This window comes from Streptomyces sp. NBC_00996 (assembly GCF_045162675.1).
Lineage (GTDB): Bacteria > Actinomycetota > Actinomycetes > Streptomycetales > Streptomycetaceae > Streptomyces.
In genome coordinates, this window is record NZ_CP108723.1 from 1155377 (window position 1) to 1174144 (window position 18768).

Below are 18768 nucleotides of genomic sequence, written 5' to 3' on the forward strand. Positions count from 1 at the left end.
GATCCGCAGTGGCCAAGCACCAGAAGGCACGGGCCAAGGCCGAGCAGGCCAAGGGCAAGACCAAGGAAGCCACCGGGCGCACTGTCGGCAACGAGAGTCTGACTGCTGAAGGCAAGGCGGAGCAGGCGAAGGGTGACGCCCGACAGGCCAAGGAAAAGATGAAGGACATCTTCCGGCACTGAACAACCCAGGATGCAGGGCCCGCCACGCGTTCTCGCGGCGGGCCCTGCGCGGCCCGGGCCACAGTCCCGGGCCGCGCTCGTGCTGACGTGCTCAGGCCGTGAGGGCCGCCTGCCGGAGTGCGCCTGCCGGGGCCGGTGCACTCCGCAGGGCGGGGCGCACCGGGTACGTGGTCTTCGCCGGATCGACCACCGGGTCCCCCAGCACGATCCGGCCCGCCGCGTGCAGCGCGTCGCACTCGTCGGTGGGCAGGGCCACGTAGCAACCTCCTTGCCCGGCAACGGAACTCAGGGGTTGCCAGTAGCCGTACCGGCGACGGCCGTTGGCGTGCACCGTGAGACAGACGGGAACGCGTTGCACGGTGATGAGACGCAGAATCTCGGAACCGCCGGGGCCGAGTGGAGCGGGTGTGCGCGGGAGGGCTCGGAGCATCGTCAGCGGGCTCCGTTCAGGGCTCGCGGCACGGCGCGGCGGTGGGGAGGGGGCGTCATGTGCGGGCGGGCCTTTCGACGGACGGGTTCGATCGCGCACCGCCGGGAGCGGTGGCGTTCTCGCTGCAAGGACATTGTTCCGGAAGCCACTGACAACGCGGTCGGGCCCATCCCGCAGCATTCCCCGGTGCCCACCGAACGGAGGGCGGCGTCTGTGCGCGATCACGCTGCTTTAACTTGAAACAACACTCGGCGGCCGCCCCTCCGCGGGCACCGTGCCCGAAGACGCGTGTTCGGCGCGGTGGGGACGCGAGGGTGGCAAGATGGAATCGAGCGTGAGCGGCGCGGGCGCTTCAACGAATAAGCAGGTGGCACATGGCGCACGAGCACGGCGAGGTCTGGGAGCAATTCGCCGTCGCCCTCGCAGAAATGGCGCGGGATCTGCTCGCCCAGGACTCGGTCCAGGACACGTTGGACCGCATCGTGGATCATGCGACGGTTCTGATCAACGGGTGCGACGACGCCGGCATTCTCACCGTGCGACGGGGTGAGGTGCAGGCCCTGGCGGCGACGAGCGACGTGGTGCGCCGTGCGGACCGTATCCAGCAGGACCTGAGCGAAGGCCCGTGCTTCGACGCCGTGACGAACCGTCAGCAGATCTACGCGATCGATGACTTGGGCCGGCCGAATGAGCGCTGGTCCCGCTTCGTCCCCGAGCTGAGGAAGCTGGGCATGGGGAGCATGATGGGCATTCTCCTCTTCACCGAGGACGACGAGCTCGGCGCGCTCAACCTGTACTCCCGGCAGCCGCGGGCCTTCGACGAGGCCGCTCGCCGAGCCGGCTGGATCCTGGCCTCTCACGCGGCCGTGGCCTTCTCCGCTTCGCGTACACACCAGCAGCTCGGCCACGCCCTGGAGACCCGCCACGAGATCGGCGAGGCCATGGGCATCCTCATGGAGCGCTACAAACTGACCGAGGACACGGCCTTCAAACTGCTCAAGAAGGCCTCGCAGGACCAAAACATCAAACTGCGCGCGATCGCCCGCCAGATCTGCGAGACCGGCGACAAACCCGGCTGACACCGGCCCTCTCCTGACCGAGGCGGGCCCGCCACCGTCACACACCGGACGGCTCATCCGCCCCCGGCTGCGTGCACATCTTGCGCCGGTTCCCTGGTGAGCGGCTGACGGCGCGTCGATCCCGGGTCGATTCGAGGTCTCTGGGGAAGCAGCTCGCTGGTGCGTCGCTCAGGAGGGAAACGCGGCACCGGGGTGAGCCCCGCGCGGCACCCGGGCGCTGGGCCGAGCAAGGCTCGCCCGGCAGTTCCCGTTCGATCGCGCCGACGTACCGGTCCTGTCGGCCGACCCTGCCGCGGCCCAGTGATCCTCCGCGGCATACCCGCCGCCGTGTCATGCCGCGACGGCGCCTGCGCGTCAGGCGGGAGCCGGGGACCGTCTTCTGCCGCGAGCCAGCGGGCCCAGCGCGATTCGTGTGACGCGCTGCCAGTCGGCCGCGGGTCTGCTCCGGGGGGTACCCGGGCGGTTGCGGGGCACGCGGACCCGCAGCGCCCCCGGGGCGATCCGGCACACCACGGGTGACTGCAGCAGGACGTGTTCCCCGTCGATGCCGGCCGGGACGGTGTCCGTGTCCGTGTCCGCTTCGACGACCACTTCCTGAGCGGTGAGCCGCTGGAGGCCCGCGGAACGCCCGCCGCGCACCATTCGCACCGCTTGGGCGGCGTTCTCGACCCGCACGCACAGCACGCCGAGCAGTCCGGAGTCCAGCCGCTCCCGGCGACCCGGCTGGGCCGAGTCGACAGCGCGCAGGTAGGGGTTGTTGCTGACCAGCAGTGCCTGCAGCCCTTCGGCGCGGGCGGCGTCGGCCCGCATCCGCAGCCTGGGCGCGTCGGGACCGGTGAGGAGTCCCGGCAGGTCCTGCAGGGTCGTCTGCACCTTCGCGTCGCGGTAGGCGGGGTCGCCGACCACGGCCGCGTATGTTCCGAAGGAGGCGTTGTTGACGAACACCCGGTCGGCGGCGAAGCCGAGGTCGACGCGGAGTTCGACGCCGTCGGCCAGCGCGTCCAGCCCCGTCGCCGGATCGTCGCGGTCCAGACCCAGGCCGAGGGCGAAGTGGTTGCGGGTACCGGCGGGAATCACCAGGAAGGGCAGGTCGTGCCGCGCCGCCACCTCGGCCACCAGGGCCTGGGTGCCGTCCCCGCCCGCCACCGCCAGCAGGTCGGCTCCGTCGGCCACGGCCTGCTGGGCCAGTTCGGCCACGTCCTGCCCGCCGGCGCCGAGCAGGACGACACGCGCACCCACCGCCCGCGCCTTGTCGACCAGATCGAAACGTCCCACTTTGCCGCCGCCGGAGCGCGGATTCATGAGGATCCAGGGATGGTGGGGCGCCTCGGTGGGTTCATTGTCGCGTGCGGAATGGATCTGTCCCGGCGCCACGGCGATCCGGGCAGCCGCCATGGCCAGCACCCACAGGGCCAGCGAGACAAGGGCCGGCCCCAACATGCCGGATGCGCCGTACAGCGCCAGGACCGTGACCGGCGCGGTCAGGGACAGGACCACTCCCGCCACCCGCACCACACCGGTATGGGCCACAGTCCACCACAGCCCGACGGCGACGAGGGCCAGTCCGGCGATGCCGACCAGTGCCCAGAGCACGCTCCGCAGACCGGCTGCGACGAGCGCCACCAGGACGCTCGCCAGCACGGCGAGCAGTGCCAGCCGCGCCCACCCGGCACGCCCCTGATCGGCGGCTGCCGTCGGGCGGCCTCCCGGCCCGCTCGCCTCCGTGCTGTGTCGTCCCACGTGGCGCCCTCAGCGCGGTTTCGGCTACTGCCGTTCTCACTGGACGGGCCTGGCGAACCCGTCCTCCCGGGCCACGCACAGGGCCCAGATGACGAACCCCGAGAAAGCGATCATCACGATCGACCAGACCGGAGAGTACGGCAGGGAGAGGAAGTTGGCGATGATGATGAATCCGGCGATGACCACCCCGGCCACGCGCGCCCACATCGCCGTCTGGAAGAGTCCGAGACTGACGATCACGGCGACGGCGCCCAGAACGAGGTGGACCCAGCCCCAGCCGGTGAGGTCGAACGCGAAGACATAGTTGCCTGTCGTGACGAAGACGTCGTCCTGGGCGATCGCCATGATGCCCCGAAGTAGGTCGAGTACCCCGGCGATCATGAGCATGACGGCCGCGAAAGCCGTCAGGCCTTCGGCCCAGTGCCGCTTGGCCGGGTGCGCGTGCGCGGTGTGAGTTGTGGTCATCGTGCTGCCTCGTTTCAGTCTGGTGCGGTGTTCTCAGCCACCGGAGGGGGAGGTACCTGCGCCCGCGCGTTGCGACGGGCTCGAGTCCTTCAGGACCAGTTCCTTCGCCCTGCGGAACTCCTCGTCCGTGATGTCGCCGCGGGCACGGATTTCGGACAGCTTGGCGAGTTCGTCGGCGCTGCTGGGCCGGCCCTCGCCGCCCTTGGCGGTCTCCCGGATGTAGCTGTCGAAAGCCGCCTGCTGCTCGCGCGCCTGCGCCACCTCACGCTGCCCCATGTGCTTGCCACGGGCGATCACGTAGATCAGGACACCCAGGAAGGGCAGGATGATGACGAACACGAGCCAGCCGGCCTTGGCCCAACCGTTCAGCTTGTCGTCCCGGAAGATGTCGACGATGACCCGGAAGAGCAAGATGAACCACATGATCCACAGGAAGAACCACAGCATGGACCAGAAGACGCTCAGCAGCGGATAGTCGTACGCGAGGTACATCTGCGCGCTCATGTCTCTCCTCCGTCCCGGGCCTCGGCCCGGCAGCCGTTCTGTGCCGTCTTCAGCGTGCCCACGGCAAGGACCGAGTGGCCTCACCCGAGGCGGGTGAGCGGTTTTCCCGACCATGGCTCACGGGTGGTGCCCGCCCCTCAGGCTGCCTCGCCGCCGGCGTGCGGCTCCGCCACGCCGGACCTGCGCAGCGCGGCCCGCCACGCGAACGCGACCACCACCTCGACCAGGCCGAGCAGGACGAGCCACAGACCGAGCAGCCGGGTCAGCGCCCGGGCCGACTCGGTGGGCAGGGCCAGTACCACGACCCCCGCGAGGATGGCGATCACCGCGGCGCAGATGACGAAGCCGCGGTGCGGCAGGTCCTTGGCGGCGATCGCTCCGTAGAGGGTGAGGATGCCGGACACCAGCCAGACGATCCCGACGATCAACGAAAGCGCGGCGATGGTCTGCAACGGGTTCCTCAGGCAGAGCACCCCGGCCAGGACGTACAGCACCGCGATCAGCAGCCCGGGCAGCCGTTGGCCGAGTTCGTCCCGGCCGAAGGCCGCGACGAACCGGAATGCCCCGATCACGAGGAGATACAGGCCGATCAGGACCGCCAGGATGTGCAGGGTCTCGTCCGGCCAGACCAGTACCAGGATGCCGGGCACGAGCGTGGCGACCGCGGAACCCAGGATCCACGTCCACGAGCGCCCCAGTTCCGCCAGCACTTCCTCGGGGTCGCCCCCCTGCCCGGAGGCCGCCCCGTCGGGCATGTGTTCCGGTCCGGTACGCGGTGCCGGACCACGCGACACGGTCATGGCTCCTCCTCGCGCGATCGAGCAGATCGCTCCCGGACCGCCGACGGGGCGGTGTGTGGAGATCTCACCGCACCAGCATCCCGCCGACCGCCGGGTCACCGGGTCACCCCAGGCGGGTGATCCGTACGCACCGCCGGGGCGATGAGGTGGGTGCCGAAAGACATGCCTCGGCGTACCGGGGTCCGGACGAAGAGACGCGAGATGAACGATCCAGCGGCTGCCCGCACGGAGCCCGCCCAGTCGGGGCGGGCAACGGATCGCGGACGAACGGGCCCGGGACTCTGGGCCTCGGCCGCGTCCCTCGCGCGTGCCCTGTTCGTCGCGGCGAGCCTCGTCACCGCGTACTACCTGCTCCCCTTGAACGGGGGCAGCACGAGTGGTGCCTCGGCCCTGTTCGCGTGCGGTCTGCTGGCGGTCGTCGTGGTCTTCTCCTGGGAGATACGGGCCATCGTGCGCTCGCCCCATCCCCGTCTGAAGGCCGTCGAGGCCCTGGGCGCCACGCTGGCGTTGTATCTGGTGCTCTTCGCGAGCGCCTATTACCTGCTGGAGCATGCGGTCCCGGGCTCCTTCAGCGAACCGCTGACCAAGACGGATGCCCTGTACTTCACGCTGACCACGTTCACCACCGTCGGGTTCGGCGACATCACCGCCCGTTCCGAGACGGGGCGGGTGGTGACGATGCTTCAAATGACCGGCGGGCTGCTGCTCGTGGGCGTCGCCGCACGGGTGCTCTCGAATGCGATCCGGGCGGGGTTGCTGCGCCAGGGCCGGGAGCCGCCGGCGGAGTAGGGCTCCCCGGAACGAACAAACGGTCCAGGAGGTTCGCCATGGCTACACCGAACGCCATCACGGCCGCGCTGTCACCGGCCGAGAGGGCGGCGTACGGCAGGGCCGCGCGTACGCGCGCCCCGCGTTCGAGCCACGGCCGGTTCGACGCGGAGCGGGAACGGCCCGATCCCATTGAGGTGATCGAGCGCCAATCGGTCACGCGGCTGCCCGATTTGGTACCGATCCGCTACGGCCGCATGCTCGAGTCCCCGTTCCGCTTCTACCGCGGCGCGGCAGCGATCATGGCTTCGGACCTCGGGCCCCTCCCGAACACCGGCCTGACCGTACAGCTCTGCGGGGACGCCCATCTGCTCAACTTCCGCCTGCTGGCCTCGCCCGAGCGTCATCTGGTCTTCGACATCAACGACTTCGACGAGACCCTGCCCGGGCCGTTCGAATGGGACGTCAAGCGTCTGGCGGCCAGCTTCGCGATCGCGGGCCGGGCCAACGGCTTCTCGGTCGAGGTGCAGAACGGCGCGGTGCGGACCTGCGTGCAGGCCTACCGGGAGCGGATGCGGGAGTTCGCCGCCATGCGCACCCTGGACATCTGGTACGCGCAGGACGACGCCGACCAATTGCGCGAACTGCTGGCCTCGTCGATGAGCAAGGAAGCCAGACGCCGAACCGCCGAGGCGACGGCGCGAGCCCGTACCCGCACCCATCTCCAGGCCTTCGAGCGGCTCTCCCGGGTCACGGCCGAGGGCCTGCGGATCGCAGCGGACCCACCGCTCATCACCCGCCTACAGGATCTGCTGGCCGACCCCTCCGAGGAGCAGCGGGAACTCGAGACCATCCTGGACGAGTATGCGCGGACCCTGTCGTCCGAGCGCCGGCACCTGCTGCGCCGCTACCGCCTGGTCGACCTGGCCCGGAAGGTGGTCGGCGTCGGCAGCGTCGGAACACGCTGCTGGATCCTGCTCCTGCTCGGCAGGGACGGCACCGACCCCCTGCTGCTGCAGGCCAAGGAGGCACAGGAGTCGGTCCTCGCCGCCCACCTGGACAGCGAACGCTACGACAACCAGGGCCGCCGTGTGGTGGCAGGACAGCGGCTGATCCAGACGACCAGTGACATCTTCCTGGGCTGGACCCACGTCACGGGCTTCGATGGGCAGAGCCGGGACTTCTACGTGCGCCAGCTGCGGGACTGGAAGGGCATCGCACGGCCGGACACCATGGACCCCAGCCTGTTGCGCCTGTTCGCGCACGTGTGCGGGGCCTGTCTGGCGCGAGCCCACGCCCGCTCCGGCGACCCCGTCGCCATCGCCGCCTACCTGGGCGGGAGCGACCGCTTCGACCGTGCGCTCACCGAGTTCGCCCAGGCCTACGCCGACCGGAACGAGCGGGACTTCGAGGCGTTGGGCGCCGCCACCCGCTCCGGCAGGATCCACGCCCTGAGGGAGCCTGGGCGGTGACGGTCGCGTCACTCCGGCAGCTGGCGCATCTCCAGGACCCGCAGACCCAGCGACTGGCAGCGGGCCAGCAGCCCGTACAGGTGCGCCTCGTCGACGACGGAACCGAACAGGATGGTCTGTCCGGACATCACCACGTGGTCCAGCTCCGGGAAGACACTGGTCAGCGTCTCCGACATGTGTCCTTCGACGCGGATCTCGTAGCGCATCAGCTGCTCTCCCCCAAGTGTCCTGGGACAGGCGGGCTGCACCCCTTCCCTGCGATCCTCCGCCCCGGCGCACCGCGCGGCCTCACCCCGTAGAGGTGATACGTCGCCCGGCACACCCGCTCCACCTGCGTCAATGCTTCAGGAGGAGCTTGAACAAGATGATCAGCAGACCGAGCAGCAAATTCACCGAGGCGGCGACCGTCACCAGGAGCCACGAGGCACCGGCCCGTCGTGCCGCGGCCGCCGACCAGCCCACCTGGCCCGCCACCGCGACCGTGAGCGCCAGCCAGAGAGCGCCCGATATGTCGAGGCCCAGGAGAGGGCTGACGGCCACGGCGACGGCCGGCGGGACGGCGGCCTTGACGATCGGCCACTCGTCGCGGCACACGTGCAGCACAGTCCGGCGATCCAGGCTCTGCTGTGCCAGGCGTGCCCCGAACAGCTGGGCGTGCACATGCGCGATCCAGAACGCCACACCGGTGAGCAACAGCAACAGCACCAGCTCCAGGAGCGGGTACGCACCCAGGGTGCCGACGCCGACGATCACCGAGGCTGCGAGCATGGATCCGTAGACGCCACCGGTGTAGTCGGCATGGCTCCGTCGCTCGACGATGCGCGCTCGCGGCGCGGCACGCTCGGTCTCGGACATCGCGACCTCCCTCGAAGTCAGCGGGGCGAACCGATCGCGTCGGCCGGGGCGCCGCCACCGGGTCGGCTCGCGCCGCCGGCCCGGGTCGGCAGATGCCGCGTGACCAGGAAACTGGCGAGCGTGATCCCCCCGGTGGCGAGGATCGCCGCCTTCAGACCGTCGAGCTGCGCCGACGCGTACGACTCCGCGAGGGCGTCTACCTCGGACGGCGGCAGCCCGGCTTGTTCGGCCGCCGAGCGCACCTGCTCGGTGGGCACGAAGGTGATCCCGGCTTCGAGGGCGACACCGGTCTGCCGGCGGGTTTCCTCCGACACCCTCGGGTGGTCCTCCACCTGCGCGGTGAAGACGTTGGCCAGGGAGCCGATGAGTATCGATCCGATGAGCGCGGTGCCCAGCGCGGAGCCGAGGTTCTGGGCGGTGAACTGCAGCCCGCCGACCTCGCTGCGTTCCTCCTCGCCCACGCTGGACTGGACGACGTTGCCCAGCTGCGAGGCGAGCAGGCCCATGCCCACGCCGAGCAGGGCCATGGCTCCGGCGAACTGCGCGTCGTCGATGACCGGGTCAATGGTGGCCAGCAGCCACACGATGGCGGCGGCCAGGGTCGCCAGGGCCCATCGGACCACTCGGCGCGGTCCGGCCACCCGCCCCAGCCGGGCGGCGATCATGGAGGCCGCGAGCATGGTGACGGACACCGGGAGCAGCCGCAGCCCCGTCTGAAAGGCGTCGAAACCCTGAACCACCTGCAAGTACAGGGGGATGGTGAAGAACAGTCCGAGCAGAATGAGGTTCTGGCTCAGCAGGGACATCAGGCCGGACCGCAGCGTCGGTTTGTGCAGCAGGGGCAGATGCACCAGCGGCTCGGCGCCACGGGCCTCCCGCAGCCGCTCCCAGTGCACGAAGGCGGCCAGCACGGCCAGCCCGGCGCCGATGACGAACAGGGTCGGCGCGAAGCCCAGGACGGTGAAGGGCGAGTTGCGGGGCTGCACCCATCCCCAGGTGCTGCTCTGCAGCACCCCGAGCACGCCCAACGCGAGCCCGGCCGCCGAGAGTGCGGCGCCGACCCCGTCCAGCCGAGGGCGCGGACCGGTCCGGGGGGATTCCGTGATCACCCGGTGGAAGCACAGCACGGCGATGACGACCACGACCTCACCGGCGAACACCAAGCGCCAGGTGAGGTACGTCGTCACCCAGCCGCCCAGCAGCGGGCCGACCGCGATTCCGGCCCCGGCGAGTCCGCCGATGACCCCATAGGCGACGGCCCGGTCCCGTCCGCGGTAGGACTCGGCCACGAGGGCCGCCATGGCCGGCAGCACCATCGCAGCACCCAGTCCCTCGATGATCGACCAGCCCAGCGTGAGGACCCACAGAGTGGGCGCCGCGGCGGTGAGGGCCGACCCGGTGCCGTAGACGACGAGACCGAGGAGGAAGAGACGACGTCGTCCGAACATGTCCCCGAGCCTGCCGCCGATGATCATGAACGCCGCCATGACCAGCGCGTACAGCGTGATGACGGCCTGGATGGCGGTGACCTCGGTGTCGAAGTCCTCGACCAGTTGGCTGATGGACACGTTCATGACGGACGTGTCGAGGACCATCAGGAACTGGGCGGTGCCCAGGACGACCAGCGCCCGCCAGTGCGTCACGGTGTCCACCTCGCCGAGTCGGCCCGGGACGCCGGCGGAGTCGGCCGGGCAGCGACAGGCACCTGCCCTGCCGCCACCCCCATTGCATCCGAAGAAGCCAGCCGGCGCTTCACCCACCACGGGCGAGCCGGACGGGCCGCGGCAGGACCCGTCATGGACCCGCCCCTCACCGGCCCTCAGTGGCCCCTTCACGGTCGTGGTGGCAGCAGCCGCAGTTCGCGCGCGCGGCGCACCGCGTCGTGGCGCCGGTTCACCGCCAGCTTTCGGTAGACGCTCTTGAGGTGGGTCTTGACCGTGTTCACCGACACATACAGATCGGCGGCGATCTCCTCCGTCGACATCATCTGGGCCAGCCGTTCCAGCACATCGCGCTCGCGTCCGCTCAGGTCCTCCACGACCGGCGCCGGTGACCGGTCCTCGGACCGGGGCAGCCCACCGTGTGCGGGCGGACCGGGGGTGAGCCAGCCCGCGGCCAGCTCTCGCAGGGGCACCATGCCCAGCAGAGGCCGGATCCACGGTCCGGCTTCGAGGAACGGGCGCCGCAGTCGCTCACGGCGTGCCTCGTGGAGAGCCTGGGCGACGAGCCTGCGCGAGGTTGCGGAGTCCCCCGCCCCCTCGAATGCCTGGGCCCTCACCAGCGAGGCCCGGACGGTCACCGCGGGGCCGCTGCGGCCCTCGGGACGCACTCTGTCGAGCAGCTCCATCGCCTCGATCGGTCTGCCCACGACGAGCTGGGCCCGTGCTGCCCCCACGAGACACGCCGGCTGGTCGTCGGGCACCGCCTGCAGCAGCTCGGCCGCCGTCTCCGGCCGACCCGCCGCCAGGTGCGCGGCGGAGGCCACCAGCGCTGTCTGCCCCTGCGCCCAGGGGGAGACCACGTCGGCGGCGACGGCCGGTTCCACCGCTTCGAGCGCGGCGTGCGTGTCACCGCGGGCCAGCAGCAGACGCGCGGTGGCGATGGCCCGTCCCGCCTCCATCACCGGGTCCCGCACCGCGTGCTGCGAGTCCGCCGCCCTGTCGAGGAGCGCCCGGGCCTGCCCCAGTTCGTTGCGGTCGACGGCCACGGCGGCCAGGACCAGCAGCTCGATGCCGGAGCCGGATGCCTGAGGCAGGCTGAACCGCTCCGTCTCCGTCATCGCCGCCTGGGCCTTGCGCTCCGCTCTGCCGAGCCAGCCGTTCAGGTAGTCGATCAGGGCGAGATGGCCCAGGGACTCCTCGCGGGCAAGCGCGGTCGAAGCGCCCCCGGAGCAGCAGGCCGCCGTGGTCAGGGCGGCCCGCGCGTCCTCGAAGCGCCCGGCCCACAGCCGCGTCGAGCCCAGGTGGGTCAGCAGCAGGGCGGTGAGTTCGGGATGTTCGTCCAGCAGGTGAGTGGGCACCTCCTCCTGAAGTTTCTCCGCCGCCTCCGCGGCACTCTCCGCCCTTCCGGGTGAACCCGTCAGGCGGGCCGCCAGGGCTTCCAGCAGGGCCCAGCTCAGCCCGGCCGCCGCCAGGCCGGGTGAATCGTCCCCCGTCGACGTCCGTTCCTCGGCCAGGCTCTGCTCGGCGTGCCGCAGATGGGCCAGGCCCCGGTCGAGGTCGCACCGGGACAGCTCGCGGGCCGCGCGGACGAGGTCCGTGGCGGTGCTCGTGGCCTCGGGCCCCATCCGCGAGAACAGCCCGGCCAGGTCGTCGCACTGCAGGCCGGTGAAGAGTTGACCGATGGCGAGGTCGTCGACGAGGGCACCGGCGGTGAACTCCCAGTCGCCCGCCGCGGCACCGTGACCGAGCGTCTCCGCGAGGGATCCGGAGCGCTGCAGCCATGTCGCGGCCCGCCGGTGGAGTTCGGGCTCCAGACCGGGAGACCGCATCTGCAGATGGGCGTGGAGGATCTCCCCGAACAGCGGGTGGAGGCGGTACCAGGCGTGCCCCAGGTGCTCGACGAACGCGTTCTCGCGGTGCAGCCCGGCCAGGATGGCCCCGGCGTCGGTGCGCTCCGTCAGCGCGTTCGCGAGCTCTGGACAGAAGCGCTCGAGGACGCTGACCCGCAGCAGCAGGTCCTGCGTCTCGGGGGACTGCCGCTTGAGCACCTCCGCCAGCAGGAAGTCGGCGACCGTGGTGCGGTCTGCCTCGAACTCCTTCAGATACGTCTCCGGATCCGGCCTCTCCTGCGCGGCGAGGGCACACAGCCGTAGCCCGGCGGCCCATCCCCGGGTGCGCTCCACGAGCGCACCCGCAGCGGGCACCGGAAGGCACAGCCCGTGCCGTTCCAGCAGCGCGGCCGCTTCCTCGGGAGTGAACGCCAGCTCCGCGTTCCTGATCTCCGTCATGTCGCCGGCCGCCCGGTAACGGTGCAGGGGCAGCAGGGGTTCCGTGCGCGTGACGAGGATCAGGCGCATGCCCCGCCCGGCGTGGTGCAGGACGAACTCCAACTGCTCCGCGATCTCCGGGTCCGTCACCCTGTCGTACTCGTCGAGCACCACGATCTGGGGCCGGTCCCGGGCGCTCAGGTCGGCGGCGAGCCGTGCCAGCAGGGTGTGGTCCACGCGGTTCGCGTCCGCGGGGAAGCCGACCTCGGCGGGCAGCGGCACACCAGAGGCGCGCAGCGCCTGGAGCAGGTACGCCCAGAAAATTCCGCACCCCTGGTCCGAGGCCTCGGTGGTGAGCCAGGCGACGGGCCGGTCCCGCCCCGCGGCCCAGTCGGCGACCAGCAGGGTCTTGCCCGCGCCTGCGGCTCCGTTGACCATGGTCAACGGGGTCAGCAGCGCCTGGTCGAGGTGCTTGACCAACCGCTCCCGCCGCAGGAATGTCGCGGGGCACTTCGGGACGGCGAACCGCGTGCTCAGAAACGGGTCGCCCTGGGGATCGGCGCGCGGCGTCGATCCCGGACCGTTGTCCTGCAACCCAGTCATGGCGCTCACCACCACTGTTCGTCAGGTCATGGGCAGCGCTCCTGCACTCAGCATCCCAGTGTTCCTTCGTATACGCGCGCCACATGGGCCCCGGTGGCCCCGACCGAAGGGCTGACCGGTGCCCGCCGTGCGACTCCCGTGGCCCTGCGGGACAGCCGGCGCGGCGAGCACCGCCTCTCCGCAGTGGCCCTCGAAGTGGTCGAGCACCTCCTCCGGCAGGCCCGGCTCGCCGTCGGCGCGATGAGCGGCGCGGCGCTCATCCGGTGGATGTGCGCCGCCTGCCGGCTCCGACCCCCTTCACCCAGGCCCTGGCCGACCTGCGTCCGCGTGTGGTCATGCTCCATCCGACCGCCCGGTGGCCGGCCGTCGATCCCCCGCGCGCGGAGGCGATCCACTCGTCGGGAGCCCATTCCCTGCTCGTGGTTCCTTTGGCGTTGCGTGGCGGGGCCCTCGGCGTCGTCAGTCTGTACCGCACCGGAAACTCGCGCTCCTTCGACGAAGGCGACCGGGAACTGGCGGTCGAGGTGGCCACGCACACGGCCTTGTGCATCGACAACGCCCGGCGCTACATACGCGAGCACACGGTCGCCGCCACGGTCCAGCGCCAGCTGCTGCCCCGCCGCCCACGCGTCGTTGGAGACCGCCTACCTCTCCGTCACCGGCGCCGATCCAGGCGCCTGGTACGACACCATCGCCCTGTCCAGCGCCCGCACCGCCCTGGTCGTCGGCCAGGTGGCGGGACGTGGTCTGCACGCGGCAGCCACGATGGGGCAACTGCGCACCGTCGTACGCTCCCTTCGGCCTTCGACCTCACCCCCGACGAGCTCCTCGCCCGCCTGCACGACATAGCGGGCCAGCTCGCCGCCGAACGCGCCCATCTCCCGCTCGGCGATCCGCTGCGGCGCGAAACGCTCACCGCCGACTGCGTGTACGCGGTGCACGACCCTCTGACCGGGACGTGCACGATGGCTGCAGCGGGCCGCCTGGCCCCACTCGTCGTGCGCCCCGACCGCACGGTCACCGGCTGCGGCACACCGGCCGGGCCGCGGCTGGGCACGACGGAGGGCGCGCTCTTCGCAGCCGTCGACGTCGCGGTGCCGGACGGCAGCGTCCTGGTGTTCACCAGTGACCTGAGACTCACCTCATATCTCGCCGGTCCCGCAAAGTCATTGTCGTCGGCGCCGGACTACCACGACCGTCCGCTCCAGGAGCTCTGCGACGCCCTCGTCTACGGACTCCCCGCAGAGCTGGGCGCCGGCAATGCCGCGGTGATCGTCGCGCGCACCCGGTCCTTCCCCCCGGACCGGTTCGTGGCCGCTGGACTCCGATCCCGCGGCCGTGGCCGTCGCCCGGAGTCGTACCGGCCGACAGCTCGCCGCGTGGGGCGTGGACGACGAGACCGCCTTCAACACCGAGCTCATCGTCAGCGAACTCGTCACCAACGCCGTGCGATACGGAAGCCCCCCGATCGAGCTCCGCCTGATCCATGACCGCACCCTGACGTGCGAAGTGCGGGACGGCGGCTCGGCCGCACCGCGCCTGCGCCACGCCGGCACGGTCGACGAGGGCGGACGCGGCCTGTTCATCACCGCGCAGCTGGCACAGGCCTGGGGCACCCGTTACACGACTTCGGGCAAGACGATCTGGACCCAGCAGGCACTGCCCGGCGTCGCCGTGCCCGACGGCGCGCTCTGACCCGCTCGGACCGGAACGCTCTGATCCGGTGCGCTGAGGCCGCCCGGCCGACGCCACGCACTCCGCCCTCTCACCCATACGAGCGGGCGATACATAGATATATTTCATGATAATGATCTCTGGCTGGCATAGTGCGGCCATGAAGATCACGACCGCCGGCAGCCGAGTCAGCCGAACAACAGGGAGCCCCGCCCGTCGAACGACCGGCCGCCACCTGCGGCGACCGATCGCATCCCGCGACGCCCCGCGGTTCCTTCGGTGAAGGCGTCGTTCACGAGGCCTCTGAGGGGCCGTCGCCGCCGTGACCTTCCCGCCCGACGCACGGCCCTCGCCCTCACCACTGCCGTCGGGATCACCGGCGCCGCCATCATCGTCGGCGTCCTCCCCCGAGGGGACCACCGCTCCCCCGCCCCCGGCCCCTCCGCAGCCTCGTCCGGCGAGGCCCCGTCCCCCGGCGCCGCGGGCATCGGCGATCCACTCATGCCGCTCGACGGCAACGGCGGCTACACGGTCCGCCGCTACACGCTCGCCTTCGACTGGCGGGCACCCAGGACGCCGTTCGAGGCGACTGCCACCATCAGCGCGACCGCCACGCAGGCCCTGTCCCGCTTCGACCTCGACTTCGCGGGCAACACGCTGCACACGGTCACCGTCGACGGCGCACCGGCGACCGCCGCACGCGACGGCGACGAGCTCGTCGTCACTCCCGCGAAGCCCATCCCCCACAGCGGCAGCTTCACCGTGCGGGTCTCCTACACCGCCGACCCGACGCAGCAACGGCACCGCGGCGACGCGATCCAGGACTACGGCTGGGTGCCCACGTCCGACGGCACCGTGCTGTACGCACAGCCCGACGGCGCCAAGCTGATCTTCCCGGCCGACGACCACCCGAGCCTCCGTGCGCCGGTCACCTTCCGCATCACCACCCCACCCGGCCTGACCGCGGTCGCCAACGGCCGGCTCGTCGAACGCGTCCGGCAACCCGACGGAAGGGTCCAGTGGACGTACGACTCCGAGCAGCCGGTCGCGGCGCAGCTGGTCCAGCTGGCGATCGGGAAGTTCGCGTTCGTCGACAGCACCGGCCCGCGCGGGCTGCCCGTCCGGGACGTGGTCCCCGACGGCCTGGTCACCGACACCCAGGAGTACCGCTCACTCACTCCCGAGCACCTGGCCTGGCTTGAACGGCGCCTGGGCCCATACCCCTTCCGCCGCTACGGGGTGCTGGTCGGGGACACCGACCTGCCCGTGGCGCTGGAGACGCAGTCACTGTCCGTCGTGCCGAGGGCCGACCTGCTGGGCGACCGGGTCGACGCCGAGCGCAACCTCGTACACGAGCTGACCCACCACTGGACCGGCGACAGCGTGGCCATCAGGCGCTGGTCCGACCTGTGGCTGAGCGAGGGGCACGCCCGCTTCTACGAACGCCTCTACGCCGACACACACGGCGGCCCCGGCATCGAGGAGGCGATGCGAGCGGCGTACGAGCAGCACGACCAGTGGCGTCACGACGCCGGAGCGCCCGCCGAACCCACCGAGCCGACCCTCTTCAAGCAGATGCGGTACGACGGCTCGGCGCTGGTGCTCTACGCCCTGAGGGAGAAGGTCGGCGAGGAGACCTTCGACCGGATCGAGCGGTCCTGGGTGACGAAGTACCGGGGCCGGGCCGCCGGCACCCGGGACTTCGTCGTCCTCGCCTCCGCGGTCGCCGGCGAGGACCTGAAGCCGTTCCTGACCCCGTGGCTCTACGGGTCGCACACCCCGCCCATGCCGGGGCACCCCGACTGGCAGGTGGACCCGGTCCAGGACTGAGTCGTCGCACCGCCGGTGGCGGCGGGCAGCGTACGGCACGGGGCCGTGCGCCCGGGTCCGGCCGGAGCCGACGTGCTGCCGCCGACCGGGTGGCCTGTGCCGTGCGGCTGGTCCACCTCGGTGACGCTTGGCGCGACGTGGCGTGACGGGCACGGAAGCGTACGAGGGGTGGCGTGAAGGGCAACTCCTTTGTCCTGGTTGCGACGAGCATGGTTGGAGACCCTTGCAATGAGAAAACCTGTCGTCCCCCGTACCCCCCGCCCCTCCGTGTGCGGGTGCCGCCGGATCGTGTGCGCGACCGCATCTGCAGCACTCCTGCTCCCGCTGCTGCTCGGCCCGCCGGCCTTCGTCGACGTGGCGGCCGACCAACGCCTGCAGAAAGCTTTCACCGCCGCCGCGGACGAATACCACGTGCCGCAAAGCGTGCTCATGGGGGTGTCCTACCTGCAGTCACGCTGGGACTCCCATTCCGGCGCTCCGAGCGTCGTCGGCGGCTATGGACCGATGCACCTGGTGGACACCCACCAGGCCCCGGCGACGCCGCCCCGCGGCGATGCCCAGCCGGACGCGGTCGCGGCGGGCCCGTCGTCCTCACGCGAGACGAACCCCTCGGACAGCGGCTTCGCGGACACGGCGGACCTGCGACGGGCCGCCCGCCTGATCGGGGCCCCGGTGGGCCAGCTGCGCACGGACGCCGCCGCCAACGTGCGCGGCGGCGCCGCGCTCCTGGCGGCGACGCAACGACGACTCGGCAAGCCGCTCAGCGCCGACCCGGCGGACTGGTGGGAGGCGGTGGCACAGTTCCCCGGTACGGACGACGCCGCGTCGGCGGCGACGTACGCGAACGACGTTTTCGCGCTGATCCGGCGGGGCGCGCACCGCACCACCGACGCGGGGCAGCACCTCACCCTCCCCGCCAGCCCCGGCGTGCGCCCCCGCCCTTCTCCGAAGGACGCGGCGCGGTCGAAGGACGTCGAGTGCCCGGCGGAGCTGTCCTGCTCCTGGCTCAGCGCACCCTACGAAGCGATCGACGACGGTGGCGACTACGGCAATCACGACCTCGCCGACAGGCCCAGGGACCAGAAGATCGAGTACATCGTCATCCACGACACCGAGGCGTCGCTCGCGTCCATGCTCCTGACCGTGCAGGATCCGACGGAGGCGTCCTGGCACTACTCGATCCGCTCCAAGGACGGTCACATCACCCAACACGTCAGGACCAAGGACATGGCCTGGCATTCCGGGAACCAGTTCGTGAACGCGCGCTCGATCGGCATCGAGCACGAGGGATTCCTCAGGCAGCCGCACACCTGGTACTCGGAACAGATGTACCGGGCTTCGGCCCGTCTGGTGCGTTACCTGGCGAAGAAGTACGACATCCCGCTCGACCGGCAGCACATCTTCGGCCACGACAACGTCCCGTCCCCGACCGCCGGCTCCATCCCCGACATGCACGACGACCCCGGCCCCTTCTGGGACTGGCGGCACTACTTCGACCTCCTCGGCGCGCCCCTGCGTGCCACGGGCGGAGCGAACAACGACATGGTGACCGTGCTGCCGGACTTCGCCACCCACAAACCGCCGTTCACGGGGTGCACCAAGAGTGGGGTGCTGTGTGCGCCGCACGGCTCCAGCGCCGTCCGCCTGTACACCGAGCCGGACGAGAGGGCCGCGCTGATCCAGGACCCGGGCCGGCATCCGGAAGGTGAGGACTCCACGGAGGACGTCAACGACCTGGGATCGCGGGCCTCCGCCGGCCAGACCTTCGCGGTCGCCGATCGCAGCGGCGACTGGACGGCGATCTGGTACCAGGGCAACAAAGCGTGGTTCAAAAACCCGAAGAAGCACCCGACCGCCGTCGGTGCGAGCGGCCAGATGGTGACTCCGAAGGCCGGCCTGAGAGAGATCCCCGTGTTCGGACGTGCCCTCCCTGAGGAGGACGCCTACCCGGACGACGTGCCGGAGCAGACCGAGTCGCCGCTTCCGTACAGCCTCCTCGCGGGGCAGCGGTACGTGACCCAGGCCCGCCTCGCCGGTTCCTACATCGACAGGTCGTCCTTCGGCGACACACCAAACCCGGTCGTGAGGGGCCAGGAGCAGTACTACGAGATCCAGCTGGGCCACCGGCTGGGCTACGTCCGGGCGAGCGATGTGGACGTGGTGCACTCATCGGCTACGGCAGGCCCGCCGCCAGAACACGCGGCGCGCCCTTCCACGCGGTGACGGGGCACGGACCGGCGGTGCCGGCCGAACCGAGCCGAGGGGCTCCGCGGCCGCCACACGCTTGTCTCCGGATCAGGCACACGCCACTCGTATGCAGTAGGGCGCGACTCGCGCGCAGCTCATCGCCGTCCCGCCGGGCGGGATCGCGGATGAGGAGTGAATCGGGCGGTGAGTGCTCGGCGCTGCCTGCGCCTGGGGTCCGGTGGCGAGAAGCC

16 protein-coding genes and 2 pseudogenes are annotated in these 18768 nt (G+C 71.1%); 9 read left to right on the forward strand and 9 right to left on the reverse strand.

The annotated features are described in order from the left end of the window. Positions 1–8: 8 nt before the first annotated feature. A complete protein-coding gene (locus tag OG390_RS05830) occupies positions 9–182 on the forward strand; it encodes a CsbD family protein (RefSeq protein WP_406165529.1) in 174 nt (57 codons plus the stop codon). Positions 183–273: 91 nt separating this feature from the next. Here the strand turns inward: OG390_RS05830 and OG390_RS05835 are convergent, their stop codons facing one another. Continuing rightward, positions 274–438 (reverse strand): hypothetical protein, encoded by a 165-nt coding sequence (locus OG390_RS05835; protein WP_406165531.1) that lies wholly within the window; start codon positions 436–438, stop codon positions 274–276. A gap of 548 nt (positions 439–986) precedes the next feature. Here OG390_RS05835 and OG390_RS05840 point away from each other — a divergent pair. After that, a complete protein-coding gene (locus tag OG390_RS05840; protein ID WP_406165533.1) occupies positions 987–1691 on the forward strand; it encodes a GAF and ANTAR domain-containing protein in 705 nt (234 codons plus the stop codon). Positions 1692–2045: 354 nt separating this feature from the next. Here OG390_RS05840 and OG390_RS05845 read toward each other — a convergent pair whose 3' ends face one another. The 4 genes from OG390_RS05845 to OG390_RS05860 form a co-directional block, all read right to left on the reverse strand. Continuing rightward, positions 2046–3431: a diacylglycerol/lipid kinase family protein gene (locus OG390_RS05845; RefSeq protein WP_406165535.1), complete on the reverse strand. Its 1386-nt coding sequence runs from the start codon at positions 3429–3431 to the stop codon at positions 2046–2048. Between the two features lie 36 nt (positions 3432–3467). Continuing rightward, entirely contained in the window at positions 3468–3896 is a 429-nt protein-coding gene (locus OG390_RS05850) for a hypothetical protein (protein ID WP_406165537.1), read from the reverse strand. Between the two features lie 33 nt (positions 3897–3929). Next, positions 3930–4400 carry an SHOCT domain-containing protein gene (locus OG390_RS05855; RefSeq protein ID WP_399089336.1) on the reverse strand — a complete coding sequence of 157 codons (471 nt, stop codon included), beginning with the start codon at positions 4398–4400 and terminating at the stop codon, positions 3930–3932. Positions 4401–4537: 137 nt separating this feature from the next. After that, positions 4538–5200: an HdeD family acid-resistance protein gene (locus OG390_RS05860; protein WP_406165539.1), complete on the reverse strand. Its 663-nt coding sequence runs from the start codon at positions 5198–5200 to the stop codon at positions 4538–4540. Between the two features lie 201 nt (positions 5201–5401). Here OG390_RS05860 and OG390_RS05865 point away from each other — a divergent pair, with 201 nt between their 5' ends. Together OG390_RS05865 and OG390_RS05870 are read left to right on the forward strand one after the other, a co-directional pair. After that, positions 5402–5989 (forward strand): potassium channel family protein, encoded by a 588-nt coding sequence (locus tag OG390_RS05865; protein ID WP_406165541.1) that lies wholly within the window; start codon positions 5402–5404, stop codon positions 5987–5989. Between the two features lie 38 nt (positions 5990–6027). Further along, complete coding sequence (locus OG390_RS05870; RefSeq protein WP_406165543.1) at positions 6028–7440, forward strand: DUF2252 domain-containing protein; 1413 nt, start codon at positions 6028–6030, stop codon at positions 7438–7440. A gap of 8 nt (positions 7441–7448) precedes the next feature. On the opposite strand, the gene OG390_RS05875 is transcribed toward OG390_RS05870, so the two are convergent. The 4 genes from OG390_RS05875 to OG390_RS05890 all read right to left on the reverse strand — a co-directional run bounded on the left by OG390_RS05875 (position 7449) and on the right by OG390_RS05890 (position 12826). Continuing rightward, complete coding sequence (locus tag OG390_RS05875) at positions 7449–7646, reverse strand: hypothetical protein (RefSeq protein ID WP_399089324.1); 198 nt, start codon at positions 7644–7646, stop codon at positions 7449–7451. A 130-nt stretch (positions 7647–7776) separates the two neighbouring features. After that, positions 7777–8295, reverse strand: coding sequence for a hypothetical protein (locus OG390_RS05880; RefSeq protein ID WP_406165545.1), 519 nt, complete (start codon positions 8293–8295; stop codon positions 7777–7779). A 17-nt stretch (positions 8296–8312) separates the two neighbouring features. Next, a complete protein-coding gene (locus OG390_RS05885; protein WP_406165547.1) occupies positions 8313–9938 on the reverse strand; it encodes an MFS transporter in 1626 nt (541 codons plus the stop codon). A gap of 188 nt (positions 9939–10126) precedes the next feature. After that, on the reverse strand, positions 10127–12826 hold the full coding sequence (locus tag OG390_RS05890) for a LuxR C-terminal-related transcriptional regulator (protein ID WP_406165549.1): 2700 nt from the start codon (positions 12824–12826) through the stop codon (positions 10127–10129). Between the two features lie 83 nt (positions 12827–12909). Here OG390_RS05890 and OG390_RS05895 point away from each other — a divergent pair. The 5 genes and pseudogenes from OG390_RS05895 to OG390_RS05915 form a co-directional block, all read left to right on the forward strand. Further along, positions 12910–13320 (forward strand): annotated as a pseudogene (locus OG390_RS05895) (hypothetical protein); the annotation flags it as partial. A 238-nt stretch (positions 13321–13558) separates the two neighbouring features. Continuing rightward, positions 13559–14025 (forward strand): annotated as a pseudogene (locus OG390_RS05900) (PP2C family protein-serine/threonine phosphatase); the annotation flags it as partial. Between the two features lie 139 nt (positions 14026–14164). Continuing rightward, positions 14165–14521, forward strand: coding sequence for an ATP-binding protein (locus tag OG390_RS05905; protein ID WP_406165551.1), 357 nt, complete (start codon positions 14165–14167; stop codon positions 14519–14521). 258 nt (positions 14522–14779) lie between these two features. Further along, positions 14780–16330, forward strand: a complete 1551-nt coding sequence (locus tag OG390_RS05910) for a M1 family metallopeptidase (protein WP_406165553.1) — start codon at positions 14780–14782, stop codon at positions 16328–16330. Positions 16331–16558: 228 nt separating this feature from the next. Next, positions 16559–18553 (forward strand): N-acetylmuramoyl-L-alanine amidase, encoded by a 1995-nt coding sequence (locus tag OG390_RS05915; protein WP_406165554.1) that lies wholly within the window; start codon positions 16559–16561, stop codon positions 18551–18553. Positions 18554–18768 lie beyond the last annotated feature (215 nt).